Source organism: Actinomadura latina NBRC 106108 (assembly GCF_001552195.1).
GTDB lineage: Bacteria > Actinomycetota > Actinomycetes > Streptosporangiales > Streptosporangiaceae > Spirillospora > Spirillospora latina.
On the sequence record NZ_BCQS01000044.1, the window covers coordinates 1 to 21392 of the forward strand.

19 protein-coding genes are annotated in these 21392 nt (G+C 73.1%); 5 read left to right on the forward strand and 14 right to left on the reverse strand.

Annotation, left to right across the window (positions count from 1 at the left end; genetic code table 11):
- Positions 1-741 precede the first annotated feature (741 nt).
- Positions 742-2070 (forward strand): transcriptional regulator, encoded by a 1329-nt coding sequence (locus AL2_RS34200; RefSeq protein ID WP_083947198.1) that lies wholly within the window; start codon positions 742-744, stop codon positions 2068-2070.
- A gap of 41 nt (positions 2071-2111) precedes the next feature.
- Here the strand turns inward: AL2_RS34200 and hisC are convergent, their stop codons facing one another.
- The 7 genes from hisC to AL2_RS34235 all read right to left on the reverse strand — a co-directional run bounded on the left by hisC (position 2112) and on the right by AL2_RS34235 (position 7557).
- Complete coding sequence (gene hisC / locus AL2_RS34205; RefSeq protein WP_067641148.1) at positions 2112-3191, reverse strand: histidinol-phosphate transaminase; 1080 nt, start codon at positions 3189-3191, stop codon at positions 2112-2114.
- A gap of 42 nt (positions 3192-3233) precedes the next feature.
- Positions 3234-3509 (reverse strand): DUF6401 family natural product biosynthesis protein, encoded by a 276-nt coding sequence (locus AL2_RS34210; protein WP_067641150.1) that lies wholly within the window; start codon positions 3507-3509, stop codon positions 3234-3236.
- Between the two features lie 50 nt (positions 3510-3559).
- Positions 3560-4234, reverse strand: a complete 675-nt coding sequence (locus AL2_RS34215; protein ID WP_067641151.1) for an NUDIX hydrolase — start codon at positions 4232-4234, stop codon at positions 3560-3562.
- 77 nt (positions 4235-4311) lie between these two features.
- The gene (locus AL2_RS34220; protein ID WP_067641153.1) at positions 4312-5649 is read right to left on the reverse strand and encodes an SPFH domain-containing protein; all 1338 of its coding nucleotides are present in this window, start codon (positions 5647-5649) and stop codon (positions 4312-4314) included.
- A gap of 125 nt (positions 5650-5774) precedes the next feature.
- A complete protein-coding gene (locus tag AL2_RS34225) occupies positions 5775-5978 on the reverse strand; it encodes an NfeD C-terminal domain-containing protein (protein WP_067641155.1) in 204 nt (67 codons plus the stop codon).
- A 94-nt stretch (positions 5979-6072) separates the two neighbouring features.
- Positions 6073-6768, reverse strand: a complete 696-nt coding sequence (locus tag AL2_RS34230) for a hypothetical protein (RefSeq protein WP_067641157.1) — start codon at positions 6766-6768, stop codon at positions 6073-6075.
- Positions 6769-6885: 117 nt separating this feature from the next.
- Positions 6886-7557: a lysophospholipid acyltransferase family protein gene (locus tag AL2_RS34235; protein ID WP_067641159.1), complete on the reverse strand. Its 672-nt coding sequence runs from the start codon at positions 7555-7557 to the stop codon at positions 6886-6888.
- A gap of 410 nt (positions 7558-7967) precedes the next feature.
- On the opposite strand from AL2_RS34235, the gene AL2_RS34240 reads away from it, so the two are divergent.
- Positions 7968-8321 (forward strand): STAS domain-containing protein, encoded by a 354-nt coding sequence (locus AL2_RS34240; protein WP_067641161.1) that lies wholly within the window; start codon positions 7968-7970, stop codon positions 8319-8321.
- A gap of 1 nt (position 8322) precedes the next feature.
- Here AL2_RS34240 and AL2_RS34245 read toward each other — a convergent pair whose 3' ends face one another.
- Genes AL2_RS34245 through AL2_RS34280 form a run of 7 tightly spaced genes read right to left on the reverse strand, consistent with a single transcriptional unit; the run spans position 8323 to position 17493 of the window.
- Positions 8323-9153 (reverse strand): glutamate ABC transporter substrate-binding protein, encoded by an 831-nt coding sequence (locus AL2_RS34245; protein ID WP_067641163.1) that lies wholly within the window; start codon positions 9151-9153, stop codon positions 8323-8325.
- A 17-nt stretch (positions 9154-9170) separates the two neighbouring features.
- Complete coding sequence (locus tag AL2_RS34250; RefSeq protein WP_245667113.1) at positions 9171-10712, reverse strand: GlnX family signal transduction membrane protein; 1542 nt, start codon at positions 10710-10712, stop codon at positions 9171-9173.
- On the reverse strand, positions 10709-11401 hold the full coding sequence (locus AL2_RS34255; protein ID WP_067641165.1) for an FHA domain-containing protein: 693 nt from the start codon (positions 11399-11401) through the stop codon (positions 10709-10711). The genes AL2_RS34250 and AL2_RS34255 overlap by 4 nt, the downstream gene beginning before the upstream one ends.
- A 5-nt stretch (positions 11402-11406) precedes the next feature.
- Positions 11407-12714 (reverse strand): VWA domain-containing protein, encoded by a 1308-nt coding sequence (locus tag AL2_RS34260; RefSeq protein ID WP_067641167.1) that lies wholly within the window; start codon positions 12712-12714, stop codon positions 11407-11409.
- Entirely contained in the window at positions 12711-13787 is a 1077-nt protein-coding gene (locus AL2_RS34265; protein ID WP_067641170.1) for a PP2C family protein-serine/threonine phosphatase, read from the reverse strand. The genes AL2_RS34260 and AL2_RS34265 overlap by 4 nt, the downstream gene beginning before the upstream one ends.
- Positions 13788-13789: 2 nt before the next feature.
- Positions 13790-16282 carry a serine/threonine-protein kinase gene (locus AL2_RS34270; RefSeq protein ID WP_157438542.1) on the reverse strand — a complete coding sequence of 831 codons (2493 nt, stop codon included), beginning with the start codon at positions 16280-16282 and terminating at the stop codon, positions 13790-13792.
- Positions 16279-17493, reverse strand: a complete 1215-nt coding sequence (locus AL2_RS34280) for a hypothetical protein (protein WP_083947199.1) — start codon at positions 17491-17493, stop codon at positions 16279-16281. Before AL2_RS34280 ends, AL2_RS34270 begins: the two co-directional genes overlap by 4 nt.
- 375 nt (positions 17494-17868) lie before the next feature.
- Between AL2_RS34280 and AL2_RS34285 the strand changes: the two genes are divergently transcribed.
- The 3 genes from AL2_RS34285 (at position 17869) to AL2_RS34295 (ending at position 21355) form a co-directional block, all read left to right on the forward strand.
- Positions 17869-19215: a hemolysin family protein gene (locus AL2_RS34285; RefSeq protein WP_157438543.1), complete on the forward strand. Its 1347-nt coding sequence runs from the start codon at positions 17869-17871 to the stop codon at positions 19213-19215.
- Positions 19212-20228, forward strand: coding sequence for a hemolysin family protein (locus AL2_RS34290; RefSeq protein WP_067641178.1), 1017 nt, complete (start codon positions 19212-19214; stop codon positions 20226-20228). Before AL2_RS34285 ends, AL2_RS34290 begins: the two co-directional genes overlap by 4 nt.
- 74 nt (positions 20229-20302) lie before the next feature.
- Entirely contained in the window at positions 20303-21355 is a 1053-nt protein-coding gene (locus tag AL2_RS34295) for a cation diffusion facilitator family transporter (protein ID WP_067641180.1), read from the forward strand.
- Positions 21356-21392: the final 37 nt, after the last annotated feature.

Sequence of the window (21392 nt, forward strand, 5' to 3'; positions counted from 1 at the left end):
CGGCGAAGGGGCGGGGCCTGGCGCGAAACGGCCGAATGTGGCCCCGTCCTGACCAACTCCGGGTTCGACCCTGACGAGCCGTGTAACGCCGGGACTGGAAAACGTCCGAGCCGAGGGTTACGAAGCGGCTACGGAGAGCCGCCGCGCCCGGACTTACGGGTTGTCGGCAGGAGCCGCTGACCTGGGAAGAAATCCCATGGAACGCTCCGGTTCGGACGGTCCGTAACGCGGAAAATAATCACGGATGCCGCTCGTCGCGGCCCCCAGGACAGATCGTTCGTCTTTCCGGCGCGGCCGGCATCGACTCGTCCGGATTTCGGCCCGCAGGTAAACCAAAGCGGTACCGCAGGGGTCCTTCCTGTGCGTGAGAGCGCAAGGAGGGGCCCCTAGCGTTGTTCCAGGGTCTTGCCTTTCAACTTCGGACGTCCGAAGATGCTGGATCGAGACTGCCCGAATGGTGACAAATTACTGACCAGGGGGTCGCGTAGGTTACTTTTTCGCCGCACTCTTGATTCGATTTCGCGTCTGGGTGTCACATCTCGTCACCCTGACACGATCTGCCAGTCAGATGGAGTTACCTCCCCGAGGAGGGGCTGCGGGAAGGCGAGTCGCGGAACTGCGGTGCTGGGTCGGAAGGCAGGAGCGGCAAGCCATGAGTCAACCGTTGGGCGAGACGTGCGCGAACAGGTGGCCGGGGCGGTGCCCCCGCCGAGAGGACGGACCGGAAGCGAGCGAGCATCGATGACGGCGGCACGGACGGGGTCGGTCACACCCGATCTCACAATCGGCGTCGTGGGCCCCCACGACCTCGTTGAACGGGTCATGCTGATGGGCCACGGCCCCACCCCGGTACCGAGCCGGCTGGTGGCCGCCGCGTACCGGGACGAACAGGAGGCGGCCGACAAGGTCGTGCGGCTGGGATCGGGCGTGGACGTGTGCCTGTTCGCCAGCCCCGTCCCCTACGACTTCGCGCGCAAGGCCGGCGTGCTCACCATGCCCGCCACGTACGTGCCGCTGAACGGCGCGGCCCTGCAGGGCGCGCTGCTGCGGGCGTCCCTCGACGAGCGCTTCGACCCGGCCCGCGTCAGCATCGACGTGCTGGGCCGCGCCGAGGTCGAGGAGGCCTACTCCGAGATCAGCCTCGGCACCGAGCAGGTGCACCTGCGCGAGGAGGCCGCCGGCCCCGGCACGCTGGCCGCGTTCCACGAGCGCCTCTGGCGGCGCGGCGCGACCACGGTCGCGATGACCTGCGTCCACGCCACCGCCGAGCGCATGGAGATGGCGGGCGTCCCCACGATCCGCGTCCGCCCCACCGGCGCCGCGATCCGCAGCTCACTCCAGACGGCCGCCCTCCTGGGCGCCCACCACCGCCTGGAGGAATCGCAGCTCGTCGTCGTCCTCGTGGACGTCCCGACCCTCCGCGAGACTCCCCGCCGCGTCACCCCCCGCTACTGGCGGGACGAACTCAAGCTCGCCCTGCACCGCGTCCTGCTCCAGGAAGCCCACCGTATGAACGCCTCGGTCTGGCCCCTAGACGACCACAGCTACCTGGTCATCGCCACACGCGGCTCGGTGACGACGTCCACCGAGGGATTCCGCACCCCGCCCTTCGTGGAACGCGTCCGCGAAGAACTTGGCCTCGCCATCGAGGTGGGCATCGGCATGGGCCGCACCGCCCACGAGGCGGAGAACCACGCCCGCGCCGCCCTGGCCCGGTCCCAGAGCTCCCAGCGCGCCCAGGGCTTCGCCCTGGACCGCGACGGCCGCGCCCTGGTCCCGGCCCCTCGCACACCGCCGCGCACCCAGCCCCAGGCCAAGCCGAAGGGCCTGGAAATCCTGGCCCGCCTGGCCGACAAGCTGGGCGACCAGGAGCAACCCCTCATCGTGGACGCGGAGAACGCCGGCAAGATGCTGGGCGTGACCCCCCGCACGGCCCGCCGCCTCCTGCGGACCCTGGTGGAAGAGGGCCTGGCCTGGCCCCTCCCGCCGAACCGCACCCCCCAACCAGGCCGCCCCCGCCAGCTCTACCGCCTCATCGTCGAGAAACTGGGCCCGACCAAGACCGCCTAGCCCGCGGGGGCGGGTGCGCCGTCAGTTGCGGCGGGGAGCCGTCAGTTGCGGTGGGGGAAGGACTTGGCGACCGCCAGGAACGCGTCGTTCTCCTCCGGGGAGCCGATGGAGACTCGGGCGCCCTCGCCGTCGAACGGGCGGACGCTCACGCCCTGCGCGTCGCAGGCGGCGGAGAACTCCATCGTGCGGTCGCCGAGGCGCAGCCAGACGAAGTTCGCCTCGGTCGGCGGGACCGTCCAGCCGTCGGCGAGGAGGGCGCCGCGGACGCGGTCGCGCTCCTTCACCGTGCCCTCGACGCGTTCCAGGAGTTCGCCGGTGGCCGCCAGGGACGCGATGCCGGCGGCCTGCGCGACCGAGTTCACGCTGAAGGGCAGGAACGTCTTGCGGATCGCGCCGGCGACCTCAGGGTGGGCCACGAGGTAGCCGATGCGGAGGCCGGCGAGGCCGTAGGCCTTGGAGAACGTGCGCAGGATGGCGAGGTTCGGGTGGTCGCCGTAGAGGGTGAGTCCGTCCGGGACCTCGTCGTCGCGGATGTACTCGCGGTACGCCTCGTCCAGCACGACCAGGCAGTCGGCGGGGACGCGGTCCAGGAACGCCTCCAGTTCGGCGCGCCGGACGACCGTGCCCGTCGGGTTGTTCGGGTTGCAGACGAAGATCAGCCGCGTCCGGTCGGTGATCGCGTCCGCCATCGCCTCAAGGTCGTGGGTCTCGTCCTTCAGCGCCACCTGGACGCCGGTCGCCCCGGAGAGCGACACGAGCAGCGGGTACGCCTCGAACGACCGCCACGCGTACACGACCTCGGCGCCCGGCTCGGCGACGGCCTCCAGCAGCATCTGCGTCATCCCGACGGAGCCGCAGCCCACCGCGACATGGTCGGCGGGGACGCCGCAGAACGACGCGATCGCCTCGGTCAGCGCGGTCGCGTTGTTGTCGGGGTAGCGGTTGATGTTCCGCGCCGCCTCGCCGATGGCGTCCAGCACCGAGGGAAGCGGGCCCTCCGGCGACTCGTTCGACGACAGCTTGAACGAGCGGCCCTCGGGTGACACCACGACCTTGCCGGGCTTGTAAGCCACGAACCGGTCGAGGACGGAGCGGAAGCGCGGAGTGGTTGCCTCGGACACCGTTGTCCTCCAGATCGCACATGGGGGTGATGACCCCACAGCCTATGCAGCGTCCCTCATCATCCAGCAAACGGCCACGATCCGGACGAACTCCCAGTCGCGGGGGTCGTCCGGCCACCAGCCCCGGTTGAAGGCCTCCTCGGCGAACCCGTGCAGGTAGGCCATCAGCTCCGCCGCGCCGGGTGCGCCGAGTTCGTCCCGCAGGGCCGCCACATGCTGGTCGACGGCCGCCGCGAGGCCCGGGGAGCCGGCCATCTCCGCGACGCCGGCCGCGCCGATGTCGCGGACGAGCAGACCGAGCGCCTCATCACCGTTCATACGGGCCGAAAATAGCAACCGCCGTGCGATGTTCGCGACGTCACCCCAGGTCAAGCCCGCGGGCGCAGCATCGGCGGGCGCAGCTGCTCGGCGTCGCCGCGCCGGTACAGCCGGGCCGGGCGGCCGCCGTCGCGCGTCGTCGTCCGCTCGGTCGGGATGAGGAAGCGGTCGGCGCCGGTGACCTTCCGGTGGAAGTTGCGCGGGTCGAGGCTGGTGCCCCACACGATCTCGTAGACCCGGCGCAGCTCCGCGACGGTGAACTCGGGCGGGCAGAACGCGGCGGCCAGCGACGTGTACTCCAGCTTCGCCCGCGCCCGCTCCATCCCGTCGCGCAGGATCCGCCGGTGGTCGAACGCGGCCCGGTCGCGGTCGACGAGATCGTCCACGGCCGTCCACAGCACCTGCGCGCGGCTGGACGCGGGCAGATCCGGCGCCAGCCCCAGGTAGGCGACGCTCACGACCCGCTGCCGGGGGTCCCGGTCGGGGTACCCGTAGGTCGCGAGCTGCTCCAGGTGGATGCGGACGTCCGCGAGCCCGGCCCGTTCCGCCATCAAGCGGGACGCCGCGACCGGCAGATCCTCGTCCAGCTGGATGAACCCGCCCGGCAGCGACCACGCCCCGTCGTAGGGCGCCCTGTCCCGCCGCCACATCAGCGCGCACAGGCGCTGCTCCCGCACGGTGAGCACGACAAGGTCGACGGAAACGGCGAGCCGCGGCACGGACATGCAACGAACTTAGCGGGACCGGCCGCCCCCTAACGCCAAGAAGGCCCGGCGGCGCCGGGCCTTCGTGGTCGCGGGGGTCAGTCCTCCTTGGGGATCTCGACCGCCGGGACGGCCGGGGTCGCGCCGTTGTGGCCGTTGGCGGCGGGCGGGCCGTTGAGGTTGGCGAGCAGCTGGCGGGCGACGCCCAGGCCGGTGCCGCCCAGCGTCAGGGCCTTGGCGAGCATGTCCTCGATGCCCTCGGCGCCGTTGAGCACGACCATGTTGTCGACGTTGCCGAACACGCCCGCGCCGGCCTCGACGATCTGCGGCCACTGCTCGGCGAGCTGCTGGGCGATGACGGCGTCGGTGTTCTCCGCCAGCGCCTCCGCGCGGGCCTTGATCGCCTCGGCCTCCGCGAGACCCTTCTGCCGGGTCGCGTCGGCCTCGGCCTCACCGAGGAGCCGGATGGCCTCGGACTCGCGCTGCGCCTTCAGCTGGACCTCGGTCGCCGCGGCCTGGGCGTAGGAGATGCGCTCCTCGCGCTCGGCCTCGGCCAGCTTCACCTGCTCGTACGCGCGGGCGTCCGCCGGCTTGCGGATCTCGCTCTCCAGCCGCTTCTCGGTGCGCTCGGCCTCCAGCTCGGCGTTGCGGGTCTCCTTGAGGATGACCTCCTGCCGGGCCTGCTGCGCGGCCTGCTGGACCTGGCCCTCGTACTCGGCCTTCTTCATCTCGGTGTCGCGGATGACGGCGGCGTTCTGCCGCTCGGTCTCCTGCTCGCGCTCGGTGGCCTCCTGGTTGCGCTCGGCCTCCGCGATGCGGGCCGCGGCGGCCACCTTCGCGGCATGCGGACGCCCGAGGTTGCTGATGTAGTCGGTCTCGTCGTCGATCTCCTGGATCTGCAGGGAGTCGACGACCAGGCCCAGTTTGCTCATCTCGTCGGCCGCGGAGCTGCGGGTCTCGGACGTGAGGCGCTCGCGGTTGAGGATGAGGTCCTCAACGGTGAGGTTGCCGATGATCGAACGGAGGTGGCCGGTGAACAGCTCGTGGATCGCGCCGTCCATCGACGCCTGCTGCTCCAGGAAGCGGCGCGCCGCGTTGGCGATCGAGACCAGGTCGTCCCCGACCTTGTAGATGACCACGCCGCGCACCTTGACCGGGATGCCCTGCTGCGTCACGCAGTTCACTTCGAGGTTGGCGGCGCGGCTGTCGAGCCGCAGCCGGCGCGACACCTGGAAGCCGGGCAGGACGGACGTCCCCTTGCCCGTCACGATCTTGAATCCGAGGCTGTCCACGCCGTCGATGGACTTGGACTTGGCGCCGAGCCCGGAAATGATCAGAGCCTCGTTCGGCTCGGCGACCCGCCAGACCATCTTGAACAAGATGATCAACACGATGATGGCGACGACGACACCGATCGCCACGGCGAGCACGGGCATAGGGCCTCCTCTTCAACTGTCGGTGCGGCCGGCGGACATGCCCGCCCGCGTTTCCCCTCAGACGCGCGGGGCGGGCGTCCGGTTCTCCCGGCGGGTGGCCTCTTTGTGCCACCTCCGCACCGGCGTCACTGGGGCAGCGCGGCCGCCACGTAGACCGTCCGGGGCGGGTGGTACTCGACCACCACGATGATCGCCCCGACGCCGATCTCCTCGCGCGGGTCGACGGGGTGCGCGTAGAACGCCTCGGCTCCGCCGCGAACAGGGATCATGACCTCCCCGACGAGCCCCGGACCGATCCGGCCGGTGACCCGGCCCTCCTTGCCGATCAAGGACACCCCCCGCTGGGAACGACACGCCCGGGGCGTCCGCCCCGGGTAAGGCGAACCGTACTCGCTGAACGAGACGGACGGCGAGCCGCGTGACTCACGGCAGGACGCGTTCGGCCTGCGCCTGGGCTTCGCGCGCGAGCCGCTCGGCGTCCTCGCGGGTGACGGCCGGGCCGAAGACGCTGATGGTGGCGAGGTAGTGGCGGCCGCGGAACACGACGTACCAGGTGCGGCTTCGCGCGTTCCCGCTGGCCGTCGTGATGCCGACGGTGCGGGAGCCTTCGCCGATGTCGCCCTTCGGCGTCTCCACGACGCGGTGCTCGGCCCAGTTCGAGCCGATCTTGGTGCGGAACCGCAGGCAGCCGGACGGGACGCGCGCGTTGACCTGCTTCTCGGCGTCGCCCGCGGACATCCCCATCAGCGTTTCGGTGGCGGTCTGCCCGGCGCTGCCGGTGAACGACACGAGCGCCGCCGGGACGTCGCCGGCCACGGTGCCGGCGGGACGGCCCGTCCCGCAGCGCGGCTTGTCCAGGGTCGCCTCCCGCTGCAGCCTGGCGGCGTTCTGGATGGCCTTCAGCGACCCGTACTCCCCCGAGTCGGGCTCCCCGGCCCGCCGGTAGCCGGTCGCCTCGCCGAGCAGCGCCTGCGCGAGCTGGTCGGACGTGTACCCGATCCCCGCGACCTCCGCGCGGGCGGTGCTGCGCACCTCGCGGGCGCGTTCGCCGCCACCGCCGCACGCGCTCGCGCCGGCGGCCGTCACCAACAGGACGATCGGGATGAACCTGTGCGCCATGGCCGCGACATTACGGGCCGAACCCTGCCCCGCACCCCCGGCGACACGCCCTCGGCCCGAACCCGCCGGCCCGGCCGGAACGCCGCATCCGCATGGTCGCCGGAGCGGAGGGCGGAGCTAGTTCTGCTCCGCGCGGTCGTTGTACTCGGCGGCGTAGTCCTGGCCGGACATCTTCTGGATGGTCTCGACGATCTCGTCGGTGATCGCGCGGCGGGCCTTGGCCGGGGGGAGGTCGCGGTAGTGGGAGAAGTCCATCGGGGGGCCGATGCGGACGGTGGGGCGGGGGCCGAAGACGCGCGGGAAGGCGGCGCCGATGGGCTGGATCTTCTCGGTGCCCTCCAGCGCGACCGGCAGGACGCGGGCGCCGGACTCCAGGACGAGCCAGCCGATGCCCGTTCGGCCGCGGTAGAGGCGTCCGTCGGGGGAGCGGGTGCCCTCCGGGTAGATCGCGAACGCGCCGCTGTTGTCGAGGACCTCGGCGGCCTGTTCGAGGGCGCCCATCGCGGCGCGGCGGGCGCCGCGGCGGACGGGGACGTGCCCGAGGTTGGTGAGGAACCAGCGGACGAAGCCCTTCTTCAGGCCGCCGCCCTCGAAGTAGTCGGCCTTGGCGATGTAGGTGACGGGGCGCGGCACCGCGAGCGGGATGATGAAGCTGTCGATGAACGACAGGTGGTTGCTCGCCACGATCAGGGGCCCGTAGCCCGGCACGTTCTCGCCGCCCACGACACGGGGCCGGAATAGCAGCCAGAGGATCGGACGCACCACCCGCGTCATGAACGTGTAGAACATCCAGCCTCCCGAATTTCGCCACCGCCACTGTAACCTCTGCGTCGATCCGGGCCAGAGTCAGCGTCCGCCTTTCGCGCTGGGAGACTGGTAAGAAATGGCCCAAGCGCAGGTCAAGCGGGGCCCGAGTGAGATTGGACGCCATTTCTTACCGTCCAGTAAGTTTCTCTTGAGTAAGTTATTGCCTCCGTTTCCCGGAGGTCCCCGGACGCATCCGGACGGCCCGGACGGCGCGTCGGGTAGAGTCTGCACGTGGGACCGGCCGGACGTCCGGGGCGGAGTTGCGGTCCGGGGCACGGGCCGGCCGCCCGGTCCCTATTCCCGGTAAGAGCTTGGAATGCGGGCACGGGTGCGCAATCCTGAGGAGTCACCTGAGATGGCCGGGTACCACCGGAGTGGGGCGTGAGGTGACCATGGACTTCGACATCAGCCTGATGCGGGACGACCGCTGCACGGTCGTCCGCGTACAGGGCGACATCGACGTGGTGTCCCGGACGCGGTTCGAGGAGACCCTCTTCGAGGTCGTCGACACCGACGAGCCGACGGTCGTCGACATGCGCGAGGTCACGTTCTGCGACTCGACGGGGTTGAACGCGCTCGTCGCCGCCAACCGCCGCGCCATCGGGCGCGGCTCCCACATCGCGCTGGTGGCGCTGCCGCCGCGCGTCCAGCGGGTCTTCCGCATCACCGGGATCGACAAGTTCATCCCGATCTACGACACGCTGCGCGAGGCGATCGTCGCGTTCCCGTCCACCACCACGCCCTGACTCAGGTACAGCCCTCGAACTGCGGGACGCTCGTCGTCAGCTTCAGCCCCGACCTGCCGAACCACTGGGTGAGCAGGCGCTGCGCGGTGCCGTCCTGGTACATCGCGGTGATGGCCCGGTTGACCTCCTCGCAGCCCTTCAGGTCGCCCTTCTTGAGGCCGACGCCGTACTTCTCGTCGGTGAACGGCGCGTTGATCATCCGTCCGGGGCGGCCGGCGGCGAACCCCGCGAGGATCAGGTCGTCGGTCGAGACGGCGTCGAGCCTCCCGCCGGCCAGCGCGTCCATGCAGGCCCCGTAGGTGCCGACGGTGACCGGCTCGGCGTCGACCTTGCGCTCCTCGATGACGCGGCGCCAGGAGTTCGAGCCGGTCACCTCGCAGATCCGCTTTCCCTTCAGGTCGCGCACGTTGGTGATGGACGTGGCGTCGGCGCGGACGAACGTGTCCTGGTGGGCGACGTAGTAGGGACCGGCGAAGGTCACCTTCATCTTGCGCTTCGCCGTGATCGAGTACGTCGCGACGATCATGTCGACGGTGCCCTTGGCCAGCGCCTCCTCGCGGACGGACGAGTTCGTCGTCCGCCACGTGATGCGGCTCTTCGGGACGCCCATCCGGCCCGCGATGTAGGTGGCGACGTCGACGTCGAAGCCCTCGTACGTCCCGTCCGGGCGCTTGACGCCGAGGGCCGGCTGGTCCGCCTTCACGCCGATGACCAGGGAGTCCTTGTCGGCCACGGACTCCTCCTCGGTGCCGCCCAGGCCGCAGCCCGCCAGCACCGCCCCGGTCAGCACCGTCGCGGTCAGCACGGCGGCGGTGGCTCGGATCGCTCGCATTGCCTGCTCTCCTCCGGTCAGCGGAACTCGGCCAGCCGGGGACGGACCCCCGCGAGGATCAGGAGCGCGATGACGGCCGCGCCCGCGGGCGGGACGGCGTTCCAGCCGCGCAGCCCGCCGTCCGCGTCCTTGATCGCCTCGTCGAAGGCGTCCTGGTGGACGGCCGTCAGCGCGCTGAGCGAGGCGTCGAACGCGCCGAAGTCGCGGATGGCGCCGGACGTCCGCCCCATCCGCACGTCGATCGCCCCGGAGCGGTTCCCGGACGAGGCGAGCTGCCGCATCCTCGCGTCGTTGCGCTGCACGGCGATGTAGGCGCGCAGCGTCCGCGCCAGCGCGTCGGCCTCGCGGCTGGTCTGCGCCGTGCGCGCCTCGTCCCCGAGGAAGCCGAGGAACGGCCCCGGGCCCTTGCCCGGCCGGTACGGGGCCACCTTCTGCTCCAGGCCCGCGTAGTAGTTCTCCAGGTTCACCGGCTTGTCGCCGAGGTCGGGGTAGAGCACCGACAGCGACTTGTCGAGGTAGGTCTGCTCGTAGGTGTCGGCGCGTCCCGGGTCGAGGAGGTAGCGGCTCTCGTCGGCGAACGCGCTGTGGCTGATGGCGCGCGCGCGGGACAGCTGGAGGATCGAGTCGAACCCGTCCTCCTTCGCCTTCTTGATGTGGCCCGCGTGCGCCGTCAGCAGGCCCGCGCCGACGCCGGTGAGGACGACCGTGGCGAGCGTCGCCGCCACCAGCGCCGGGTTGAGGAGGCGGCGGAACGTCCGGGCCAGGTACAGCTGCGTCGCGATCAGGAGCAGCAGCACGATGAGGCCGGTGACGGCGACCCAGGTGCGTCCCGTCAGCACCGCCGACCGCTTGACCTCGTAGGACTGCCGGACGTGCGCGCCGCTGTCGAGCGTGATGTTGTACGCCTTCGGCAGCAGCTGCAGCTTCATCAGGTCGGTCGCCTGCCGGTAGGCGTCGATGACCTCGTCCGGCAGCTCGCCCGGCGCGTGCTTCGACTGGGCGTCGAGCTGCATGGCCTGGCCGACGAGCCGCTCGTACTTGCCGAGGCCGTCCAGCACCTCCTGGACGGTCCGCTTCAGCGCCGGGTCGCGGCCGGCGAGCTGCGCGGCCTGCACCGCCGCCGCGTCCGCCTCCGCGCGGCGCTGCTCGTACACCCGCAGGGACTCGTCGTAGCCGATGCCGAGGCCGTGCTCGCGTCCGATCAGCAGGATGCTGGACACCTGCGCGTCCATGTCGCTGAGCGCGAAGTACAGCGTGCCGGTCGCGACGACCTGCGGGCCCGCGTCGTGCCCGATCGTCTGGACGGAGTCGCGCGCGTTCCCGATCGCCACGGACAGGACGGCGAGCAGCGCGACGAGCGCGGCGAGGCACAGCACCACGTGCGCGCGGACGCGGCCCGGGATCGTCTTCAGCCAGCGGCCGCGCAGGAACGTCCGGAGCCGGCCGCGGCGCGGCTCGGGCGGGCGCGGCTCGGGCCGGTGCGGCTCGGGCGGGGGCGGCTCGGGCGGGCCCGGCGTCCGGGGAGCGGGAGCCGCAGGCGGCGCGGGACTCATCGTCATGGCGGGCCCTCCTGCAGGGACAGCGTGATGGTCGTCCAGGCGCCCACGTGGATGCGGTCGCCGTCGGCCATCGGCAGCGGCGCGTTCACCGGGATCGGCTCGGTGGCGCCGTTCACCGTCGTGCCGTTGGTGGAACCGGGATCGACGAGGTTCCAGGTGCCGTCCGGCTGCGCCAGCAGGACGGCGTGCAGATGCGACACACCGGGGTCCTCGGGCGGCGCGCTCAGGTCGATCTCCGGCACGATCCCGCGGGACGGGCTGCGCCTGCCGATCCGGATCTCGCCGCCGATCAGCGGGACGCGCCGCTCCGGGCAGTACGGCGGGAACGCCAGGCCCCCGGCGTCCGGCCCCATCTCGGCGGCGACCGCGTCGAAGTAGGCGCGGTCCGCCGCGACCAGCGCGTACGGGCCGGGGAGCACGACGGGGCCGCCGCCGGTGCGCGGCTGCGGCACCAGCGGCACCGCGTGCGCCGCGCGGTCGGCCGACAGCTCGACCGTGTACCTGGTGCCGGTGTCGAAGTCGTACCCGTCGGCCTCGCAGAAACGGCCCGAGCGCGGCGTCCCGCAGTGCGGGCACACCGGCGTCTCCGCCGGCACCGGCTGCGCGGGCGGCGCTCCGCCGATGCGGTCGCCGCACACGTCGCAGTAGTCGGCGTCGCCGGACGTGTGCCCGCTCGGGCAGATGGGCATGGGCCTCAGCCCCCGGCCCTGTCGTCATCCCTGTCGTCAGCGTCGCCGTGCCGGGTCCGGACGGTCCGGACGGAACGGGTGTCGAGCGACATCTCATCCGCCTTCGACACGTCGCGTTTCAGCCGGACGGTGCCGCTCGCCTCGTCGACGACGTCCACGACCCGGTCGAGCAGGCCGGAGATCTGCTCGTTGCCGACCTCCCGCGCGAGCACGACGGCGCGTCCGAGCCGGGTGGTCGCGCGGTCCTCGTCGCCCTCGCGGCGCGCCTCCAGGCCCTCCTGGATCGCCTCCGCCAGCTCCGACTGCCCGGTGTGGATCGCGACCCGTCCGTTGATGCGCGTCGACCTGGCCTCGTCGTCCGTCCACTCGGCGAGGACGTTCCCGGACGCGAGGACCTGCTCGCCCGCGAGGAGCTTCACCCACGCGGCCCGCATCTGCCGTCCCACTTCGCCGGGCTGCACCTCGACGCACAGGTGGTACTCGCGGGTCTCGTTCCCCCACGCGCCGAGCGGGTAGTCGCCCGTCTGCGTCCCCGACTCGACCCGCCGGCCCGTCAAGTCCTCCACGGCCGGGACCATCTGCTTCACGAACCGGAGCCGCGCCTGCTGCGGCGTCCACACGCGCAGGGTCACGTCCGCGACCTCCTTGCTCATCGCGGCGCGCGTCATCGCCAGGAAGTCGGCCTCCAGGTCGGCCGGGTCGGGGACGTCCAGGAACCCGCCCAGCAGCGCCGAGGTGATCCTGCGCAGCTCGGCGACGTCCCAGTCGGTGCCGACACCGCGCGCGTCGCAGAGGAACCGGCCCTCGCACACCCGCAGCGCCGCGCCCAGCTCCTCGGCCGACTCGTGCTGGTTCTTGCCGTCGGTCAGCAGGATGGCGTGCTTGACGGCGTCGTCGTGCCCGGTGAACAGCCGTTCGGCGAGGCGCAGCCAGGACCCGATCGCCGTCCCGCCGGCCGCCTCCAGCCGCCCGATGGCGTTCACCGCGCCGCGCCGGGACGCCTCGTCCGCCGCGACGAGCCGCTCCCCCTGCGGGTAGACCATCCGCGGCCGGTTCGCGCCCGCGACGACCGCGAAGTGCACGCCGTCGCGCAGCACGTGCACCGCCGCCCGCGCGGCCCGCTTCGCCGCGGCCATCTTGCCCCGGTACGACATCGAGCCCGACGTGTCGATGAGGATGATCTCCGCCGCGGGGGCGCTGCCGCTTCCGGAGGCGCGCGCCGCCACGGTCACGATCGCGTGCATCTCCCGTCCGCCCGCCGGGAGGTAGGCGTTCTGGTCCACGCGGACGGTGAACTCCGGCAACCCGCTCATCTGCCCCGCTCCCTACCCGGCGGCGGCCAGGGGAGCACCGCCGCCGTGACGTTGTCGCGACCGCCCGCGTCCAGCGCCGCCCGCAGCAGCCGCCGCGCCGCGCCCAGCGGGCCGTCCGCGCCGGCCAGCGCCACCGCCGCGAGGTCCGCCGCCGCCGGCAGGTCGTTCCACAGCCCGTCGCTGCACACCACGACCAGCCCCGGACCCGTGGGGCGGAACGCCGCCACGTGCGGGTCGACGGGCCCCGCGTCCGCGCCCAGCCACGCCGTGATCAGGTGCGCCCGCTCGTCGGCCCACGCGTCCTCGGCGGTCATCGCGCCCTGCTCGATCACGGCGGCGGCCCACGAGTCGTCCCGCGTCAACACGCACGACCCCGTCTCCGCCAGCCAGTAGGCCCGGCTGTCGCCGACCCACCCGACCGTGACCCCGGACGCGTCCGCGATGGCCGACACGAACGTGCACGCGGGGGACGACTCCGGGTCGTGCGCGAGCCCCGCCACGACCTCGGCGGCCCGCTCCGCCGCCGCGCGCGTCGCGCCCTGCGGGTCCATGCCGACGGAGACGCGTCCCGTGACGACGGCCAGCGCAGCGTCCGCGGCCCGCCGCGACGCCTCCTCCGACCCGGGCGCCGTCGCGACCCCGTCGCACACCACCGCGCAGGCGCCCTGCGGCAGCGCCTCGATCGCGAACGCGTCCTCGTTGCGCCGACGCCGCAACCCGACGTCGGTCACCGCCGCTCCGGCCGCGCCGAGATCGGCTTCGGCGTGCTCCCGCCCACTCGGCTGCCGCAGCCCGCAGTGCTCGCAGAACCCGTCCGCCCCCACGGCCGCTCCCCCGCAATCCACACAGCCCTTGGTGGGGGCGGAGCCGGTCGCGGCCGCCGGGCTCCCGTCAGGCATGGGGACCCCGGCCGGTGGCAGGGGGGCGGTCGTGAGCGGAGGGTCGGAGGGAGGGGCGGGACGTGGGATGGACGGTTCGGGGGTGCCGCAGCGTTCGCAGAAGCGGTCGCGGGCGTGGGCGGGCTCGCCGCAGGTGCGGCAGGCGGTGGCGGGGGTCCGCTGGTCGGTGCTCATGGTCAGAAGAGCGTCCTCGGGCGGACGGCGTTGGCGCGTTTCACCATCGCGTGCCGGTGCTCGGCGTGGTCGGCGAGCTTCGCGAGGACGCGGTAGGTCTCCTCCAGCTTGGCGCGCAGGGCCGGCTCGTCCAGGTCGGTGCCGAGGATCCGCTGCCGGAACCCGGCCGGGATCGGCGCCCGTTCGGCGCGCAGCCAGGCGAGCGCCGCCTCCAGGACCTCGGCGGTGAACGCGGCGGCGCGTTCGGTGTCGAGGCGCAGGGACGCGAGGCGGCGGCCCGCCTCGATGAGCGCGGCGGCGTCCAGTTCGCCGGGGCTCCGCCCCCGGACGGCGGTGGCGACGGCGGCGAGCTGCGCGGCGAGGTAGTGGCTGGAGATGCGGGGCACCGAGTCCAGGACGCGTTCGGCGGCGGCCCGGTCACCGGCGGCCAGGCAGGAGCGGGCCAGCCCGAACGCGGCGCTGACATGGGTCGGGTCGGTGCGCCAGACGGTCTCGTAAAAGTGGCTGGCGTTGCCCATGTCGCCCAGCGTCTCGTAGCAGAAGGCGAGCGCCAGTTTGGGCGCCTGCTCCCCCGGGGCGAGGTCGTACAGATCGTTGAAGACGGCGACGGCCTCGGCCGCCCGTCCGCCGGCGAGGGCGCGGGCGCCCCGGTACCAGTCGACGCGCCAGTCGTCCGGCGCCTCGGCGGCGATCTCCTCCAGCAGCCCGGCGGCGCCGTCCAGATCGCCCAGCTCGATGCGGACGCGCACCAGCGCGAGCCGCACCTCCCGGGACGCGACCGGGGCGGAGCCCAGCGCGGCGGCCAGGTCGCCGGGGTCGCGCGCGGTGAGCCCGGCGAGGAACGCGGCGGCCGGGTCGAACGCGGACACCAGCGGGACGGGCAGCGCCGCCGCGGCGGCGCGCGGCTCCAGCGGCGCGAGGATGGTCGCGCTGTCCAGGGCGCCGACGATCTCGGCGCCGGCCGTGTGCTGCTCGGGCCCGAACAGCGGCGACGGCGCGGGGCGCGGGCGCCCGTCCTCGGCGGACAGGACCTCCCGCAGCACGCCGGTGAGCTGCTCGGCCATCTCGGCGGCGCTCTGGAAGCGGCGGGCCGGGTCGGGGTGCGTGGCGCGCCGCAGCAGCCGGTGGTACGACTCGTGCCGCTGGAACAGCGGGACCTGGTCGCGGGGCGGCAGGCTGCGCAGGTGCCGTCCGGTGTAGCCGCGGAACGGGAAGCTGAGCACGGCCAGCGCCCGTCCCACGGTGTAGAGGTCGGACGTGACCGACGGGCCCTGCGAGCCGATCTCGGGGGACTGGTAGCCGGGCGTCCCGAAGATCGGGCTGTCCACGTCGAAGGCGCGCCGCACCCCGCCGAGGTCGATCAGCTTGAGCTGCTCCTCGGACTGGATCGCGTTGTCCGGCTTGAAGTCGCAGTACAGCAGCCCGACGCCGTGCAGGTAGCCGAGGGCGCTCAGCACCTCCAGGCCGTACGCGATCACCTGGCCGAGCGGCAGCGACGCCTGGTCGCCGTACTCGGCGCGGACGCTGAGCAGGATGTCCTTGAGGGAGCGCCCGCCGACGTACTCCATCACGATGTAGCCGGACTCGCCGTGCCGGACGAAGTTGTAGATCTTGACGATGTTGGGGTGCTCGACCTCGGCCAGGAACGCCCGCTCGGCGGTCGCGGCGGCGAGGGAGTCGGCGTCCCCGGTGTCGAGCAGGCCCTTCAGGACGACCCACCGCTCGCTCACGTTGTGGTCGCGGGCCAGGTACACCCAGCCAAGGCCGCCGTGCGCCAGGCAGCCGAGCACCTCGTACTGCCCGCCGACCATCTCGCCCGCGTGCAGCTTCGGCGTGAACGAGAACGGATGCCCGCAACTGCGGCAGAACCCCTCGGTGCGGCCGGGGTTGCCGTTGCGGCTCCGCCCGACCTTCTCGTCGCACCGGCTGCAGAAGCGCCGGTTCTCCGGCACCTCCGGATTCTCCATGATCGCCGAGGCGGGGTCGCGGGCCGGCACGGGCGGGACCTCGACGAGCCCGGCGCCGAGCATCCCGCGCCTGGTCGAGCCGCTGGAGCCGGTGCCGCGGGTGCCGCCGCGCGACGCCGTCCGGCCGGACCCGACCGTGCCGCGCCCGCTCCCCGCCGAACTCCCGGCCGTCCCGCCGGGCCCGTCGCGTCCGGACGGGGCGGGCTCCCTGGTCGTCGGCGGCGCGAACGGCGTCCGCGTGGTCACCGCGGCCGGCACCCGCGCCGGCGCCGCCCGCGAATACCCCGCCCTCGCGGCCTCCTCCGCCGGAGGCGCGGGGGCGCCGACGGCCGTGGGGGCGGCGGGGACGGCGGGGGCGGCGGGTACGGCGGCCGGGGCGGCGGGGGCCGGTACGTGCACTGGGGCGGCCGGTGCGGGGGCGGCCGGTGCGGGGGCGGCCGGTGCGGGGGCGGGGGCCATGCCGCAGACGTCGCAGAAGCCGTCCGCGTCGATTCCGCCCGCGCAGCCGGGCTGGGTGCATCGGTTCATCGCCGCGTCCCCGTCTCACTCTCGCTCACCCTGATCGCCCGCTGGAACTCCGCCAGGACCGTGGTCGCGCGGCGCAGGTCGCAGGGGGCCGTCCACAGCACCTCGCGGGCCTCGCCGTACAGCGCGGTGAGCCGCTCGTCCTCGATCAGGCCGAGGCGCGCCGCCTTGGCCCGGTACGCCTCCAGGCGCCCGCGCAGCTCGCCCCGCCGGTCCAGCAGGCCGGCACTGAGACGCAGGTCGCCGCGCGCCCGTTCCAGCGCCTCCTCGGCGGCGCGTTCGAGCTCGGCGAAGCGGCCCGCCATCTCCACCCAGCGGCCCGCCTCGCGGAGCCGTTCCAGGGCGGCGAGCCGGTCGCGGAGCGCGATGCCGAGCCCCGCCGCGGGCGCCGGCAGGTTCGGCGAGTGGATCTTGGCGAGGGCGGTCGTGTACGCGTCGCGGGCCCGCCGCTCGGTCTGCTCGATCTCCTCGATCACCGTCGTGACCCGGGCGACCAGGTCGGCGTACTCGTCCCGCATGCGCGCGACGCCGGCGAGCTCGTCGCCGAGCGAGGTCAGCAGGGCGCGGACGCGGTCGAGCCGCCCGGTGTCCGGCTGCCCGTTCCGCACGAACGACAGCGGATCGGTCCGGACGAGCCGGCCGAGCGCGGTCAGCTCCCGGCCGACCCGGTCGAGCCCGGGGTGCCGGGTGCCGTCCAGCGTGTGCGCCAGCCGGGTCGCCGTCCGCCAGCCCTCCTCGGCCTCCTCCAGCGGCGGCAGCAGCGCCGTCCAGGCGGCGTCGGCGGCGGCGGCCTCGCGCGCGACGGACTCGTAGGCGTCCGACATCATGGCGACCGCCTCGTCCAGGGTGATCCGCCGCTCCTGCGGGCCGAGCAGCGTGCGGTGCTCCAGCGGGATCTCCCCGCCGGGCAGTTCCACCGAGCAGCCCGACAGCATCCCCGACAGCTCGGTCAGCGTCGCCACGTCCGGGCGCGGGGACCGTTCGCGCAGCTCGCACGCCTCGTCCAGGACGCGCTGGTAGGCGTCGAAGAGCCGCCACAGCGTCGCCAGCCGGGACTGCGCGCCCTCCCAGCACCGCCACGTCTCGCCGGCGAGCCGGGCGCCCTTCAGCAGCCGTATCCCGGGCTGGCCCTCGAGATCGACCACGGACGAGGAGATGCGCTCGCGCTCCTCCCGGAGCCTGCGCAGGGCATGGTCGACGCCTTCACGACTCATGGGCGCGGCGGCCCCTGCCCCGCTCTGGTCCAACGTCTGCCCCGCGATCGCTTCTCCGGTCCCCCTGAGCATGTCCATTGGCGGCGCCGGTCTGGGAGCACGGACCGGTCCACTATGGGACGTACGCTCTCATACAAGTGTGATCCGTGACACTAACCGAGACAAGGTGCTTTCGCCCACGCCCGCGCGCGCTCGCCGCCGTACGCGGGGCGTGCCGCGCGCCGCAGCACGGTGTCGCGCGAGGAGCCGCGCAGCGGACCCGTACCCTCTGCAACGGGAACGTCGTTGTCCTGAGTGACGTTACGACAGGTAGTCAGTCTTCGAGAGGAGTGGTGAGTCCGCAGTGTCGGACCCCAGTCATAGACCCGGTGCCCCATGGTGAGCGCGGGACTGGGCGTACTGGCGGTGATCCTTCTCACCGCCGCCACCGGATATTTCGTCGCCCAGGAGTTCGCCTACGTCGCCGCCGACCGCGCGACCCTGGAGCAGGCCGCCGAGCGCGGCGACACGTCGGCCCGGCGCGCCGTCAAGGTCATCAGCAGAGTCTCGTTCATGCTGTCGGGCGCGCAGCTCGGCATCACGATGACGACCCTGGTCGTCGGCTTCATCGCCAAGCCCGCCCTCGCCGAGCTGATCCAGCCGCTGCTCGAGGTCATGGGCGTCCCCGAAGGCGCCACGGGCGCGATCGCGCTGGCGACGGGGTTCGTCCTGGCGACGCTCATCCAGATGCTTCTGGGCGAGCTGTTCCCCAAGAACCTCGCGCTGGCCCGCGCGGAGTCGCTCGCGCGTGCCCTGGCCGCGTCCACCCTGGTGTACCTGACGGTCGCCGGGCCGCTGATCCGGCTGTTCGACCGGTCGGCCGAGCGGTTGCTGCGCGCCGTGGGCGTCGAGCCCGTCGAGGAGCTGCACAGCGGAGCGACGCTCGAGGAGCTCGGCGACATCATCGGCAAGTCGCACAGCTCCGGGCACCTGCCCGCCGACCTGTCCGGCCTGCTGGACCGCGCCCTGTCCTTCGGCGAGCTGACCGCGGACGAGGTCATGGTGCCGCGCCCGCAGGTCCGGACGCTGCCGTCCACCGCGACCGTCGCCGACCTCGTCGCGCTGATCCGCGAGACCGGGCACAGCGCCTACCCCGTCTACGGGGAGGAGGTCGACGACGTGGTCGGCGTCGCGGGCGTCCGCGAGGTCGCCGACGACACGCTCGACCCGGCCACCCCGGTCGGCGGGATCGCCCGGCCGCCGCTGCTCGTCCCCGGCAGCCAGCCGCTGTACGGGGTCATCGAGCACATGCGCGACTCCCGCCAGGAGTTCGCCTGCGTCGTGGACGAGTACGGCGGCCTCGCCGGCATCCTCACCTTCGAGGACGTCGCCGAGGAGCTCGTCGGGGAGATCACCGACGAGACCGACGGCCTGGAGGACGCCCCGACGTCCGGGCCGGACGGGTCCTGGGTCGTCGACGCCGGCATGCGCATCGACGAGGTCGCCCGCCTCACCGGGCTCGACCTGCCGGAGGGCGACGCCTACGACACGCTCGGCGGGCTCGTCATGGCGGAGCTGCGGCGGCTGCCGTCCGCCGGCGACCGCCTCACCGTCGACCTCGACGCCGGCTCCGTCGAGCTGGAGGTCGTCAGCGTGGCGCGCCGCGTCGCCGAGAAGATCCTGATCAAGGCGGTCGTCCCGGCGCCGCGCCCGGCGTCGCCGTCGTCGGTGGAGGTGTCGTGAACCCGCTGCCGTCGCTGCTGATCACCGCCCTGCTGCTGGTCGGGAACGGCTTCTTCGTCGCGGCCGAGTTCGCGCTGGTCGCGGCCAACCGGCCGCAGCTGGAGCGCGCCGCCGCCACGGGCAGCCGTCCCGCCGTCGCCGCGCTCGCGGGCGTCCGCGAGCTGTCGCTGATGCTCGCCGGCGCCCAGTTCGGCATCACGATGTGCTCGCTGGGCCTCGCGATCGTCACCGAGCCGGCGTTCGAGCACTTCCTCGAACCGCCGCTGCACGCGCTCGGCGTCCCCGAGGCGGGCGTGAAGGCCATCGCCCTGGGCACCGCGCTCGCCGTCGTCACGTTCCTGCACATGGTCGTCGGGGAGATGGCGCCGAAATCGTGGGCGATCACGCACCCGGAGCGGTCGGCGCTGATCCTGGCGCTGCCGTTCCGCGCGTTCGCGAAGGTGTCCCGGCCGATCCTGTCGGCGCTGAACGCGGCGACGAACGCGCTGCTGCGGCTCTTCCGCGTCACGCCGAAGGACGAGCTGGACAGCCACACCGACCCGGCACGGCTCAGCCACCTGGTCGGCGAGTCGCGCCGCCTCGGCCTCATCGGGCGGCACGACCACGAGCTGCTCCGCCGCGCCATCTCCGCGCGGGAGGCGACCGTCGGGCACCTCGTCGTGCCCGCCACGTCCGTCACCACGATCGGCGCGGACGCGACCGCCGCGCAGATCCGCCGGACCGCCACGGCCAGCGGCCACAACCGGCTGCTCGTCCGGTCCGGGGACGGCGCGATGACCGGCATCGTGCACGTCCGCGCCGCCATCACCGAGCCCAACGGCGACCGGCGCGCCGACGAACTGGCGCACCCGGCGCCCGTCCTGACGGCGGAGACGACCGTCCTGGACGCGGTCAGCCGCATGCGCCGGGGCCGCGCCCAGCTCGCCGTGGTGAACGACGAGCGGGGCGAGTTCGCGGGCATCGTCACCCTGGACGACCTCCTGGCGGAGCTACTGGCGACGAACCCGCACTGACATAGGCCGCGTACCTGCGACAACAGCGCAGTTGTCGAGATGCTGCAACGGGATTCATGGTTCATCGTGGACTCATGAGCGCACACGGGCACGGCCATGGAAAAGGGCACGGGCACGGGCACGGGCATGGGCAGGGCCATGGGCGCGGGCAGGGCCATGGGCGCGGTCTCCGGCACGTCCTGCGACCGCACTCGCACGAGGCGGCCGACAAGGTGGACCCGGCCCTCGAAGCGAGCGCCCAGGGCATGCGCGCCCTGTGGATCTCGCTCGCCGGCCTTGGCGCGACCACCGTCCTCCAAGCGGCGGTGGTCGCGTTCACCGGCTCGGTGGCGCTCCTGGGCGACACCCTCCACAACGCGGCCGACGCGCTCACGGCCGTCCCGCTGGGGATCGCGTTCGTCCTCGGCAGGCGTCCGCCCACCCGCCGCTACACCTACGGCTACGGCCGCGCGGAGGACCTGGCCGGCATCGCCATAGTCGTGGCCATCACCGCGTCCTGCATCCTCGCCGGATACGCAGCCATCGACCGCCTGGCCCATCCACAGCCTGTGGACCATCTACCTGCCGTGGCCGGTGCCGCCCTCGTCGGCTTCCTGGGCAATGAGCTGGTGGCCCGCTACCGCATCCGCGTAGGCCGCCGCATAGGCTCGGCGGCTCTGGTCGCCGACGGCCTCCACGCACGCACGGACGGCTTCGCGTCCCTGGCCGTCCTCCTGGGCGCCGCCGGCATCGCCCTGGGCGCTCCCTGGGCAGACCCAGTAGTGGGCCTGCTCATCACTGCCGCGATCTCAGTCGTCCTATGGCAGACGACCCGCGAGGTCTGGCGCCGCCTCATGGACGCCGTGGACCCGGCCCTGGTCGACCGCGCCGAAACCGCCCTCGCCTCAACACCGGGCGTACTCGCCGTGGGCGACGTCCGCCTCCGCTGGATCGGCCACCACCTGCGCGCCGAGTGCGACGTCATCGTGGATCCCGCCTGGACTCTCGTCCGCGCCCACCAAGTGGCGGTGGACGCCGAGCACAGCCTCCTGCACGCCCTGCCGCGCCTCTCCGGCGCCCTCGTCCACCCCGACCCCGAACCCCGCGACGGTGAAGATCATCACGCGGCCCTCGCCGGCCACCGCTGATCTCCGACCTGTGAGACGTTAGTCCGCGGCAGAGGGG

Bases quoted from the DNA above. Each gene is read 5' to 3' on its own strand.
- AL2_RS34200 (WP_083947198.1), top strand. From the start codon at position 742: ATGACGGCGGCACGGACGGGGTCGGTCACACCCGATCTCACAATCGGC.
- AL2_RS34210 (WP_067641150.1), bottom strand. From the start codon at position 3,509: ATGAACGGTGATGAGGCGCTCGGTCTGCTCGTCCGCGACATCGGCGCG.
- AL2_RS34215 (WP_067641151.1), bottom strand. From the start codon at position 4,234: ATGTCCGTGCCGCGGCTCGCCGTTTCCGTCGACCTTGTCGTGCTCACC.
- AL2_RS34220 (WP_067641153.1), bottom strand. From the start codon at position 5,649: ATGCCCGTGCTCGCCGTGGCGATCGGTGTCGTCGTCGCCATCATCGTG.
- AL2_RS34230 (WP_067641157.1), bottom strand. From the start codon at position 6,768: ATGGCGCACAGGTTCATCCCGATCGTCCTGTTGGTGACGGCCGCCGGC.
- AL2_RS34235 (WP_067641159.1), bottom strand. From the start codon at position 7,557: ATGTTCTACACGTTCATGACGCGGGTGGTGCGTCCGATCCTCTGGCTG.
- AL2_RS34240 (WP_067641161.1), top strand. From the start codon at position 7,968: ATGGACTTCGACATCAGCCTGATGCGGGACGACCGCTGCACGGTCGTC.
- AL2_RS34245 (WP_067641163.1), bottom strand. From the start codon at position 9,153: ATGCGAGCGATCCGAGCCACCGCCGCCGTGCTGACCGCGACGGTGCTG.
- AL2_RS34250 (WP_245667113.1), bottom strand. From the start codon at position 10,712: ATGACGATGAGTCCCGCGCCGCCTGCGGCTCCCGCTCCCCGGACGCCG.
- AL2_RS34255 (WP_067641165.1), bottom strand. From the start codon at position 11,401: ATGCCCATCTGCCCGAGCGGGCACACGTCCGGCGACGCCGACTACTGC.
- AL2_RS34260 (WP_067641167.1), bottom strand. From the start codon at position 12,714: ATGAGCGGGTTGCCGGAGTTCACCGTCCGCGTGGACCAGAACGCCTAC.
- AL2_RS34265 (WP_067641170.1), bottom strand. From the start codon at position 13,787: ATGAGCACCGACCAGCGGACCCCCGCCACCGCCTGCCGCACCTGCGGC.
- AL2_RS34270 (WP_157438542.1), bottom strand. From the start codon at position 16,282: ATGAACCGATGCACCCAGCCCGGCTGCGCGGGCGGAATCGACGCGGAC.
- AL2_RS34280 (WP_083947199.1), bottom strand. From the start codon at position 17,493: ATGAGTCGTGAAGGCGTCGACCATGCCCTGCGCAGGCTCCGGGAGGAG.
- AL2_RS34285 (WP_157438543.1), top strand. From the start codon at position 17,869: ATGGTGAGCGCGGGACTGGGCGTACTGGCGGTGATCCTTCTCACCGCC.
- AL2_RS34295 (WP_067641180.1), top strand. From the start codon at position 20,303: ATGAGCGCACACGGGCACGGCCATGGAAAAGGGCACGGGCACGGGCAC.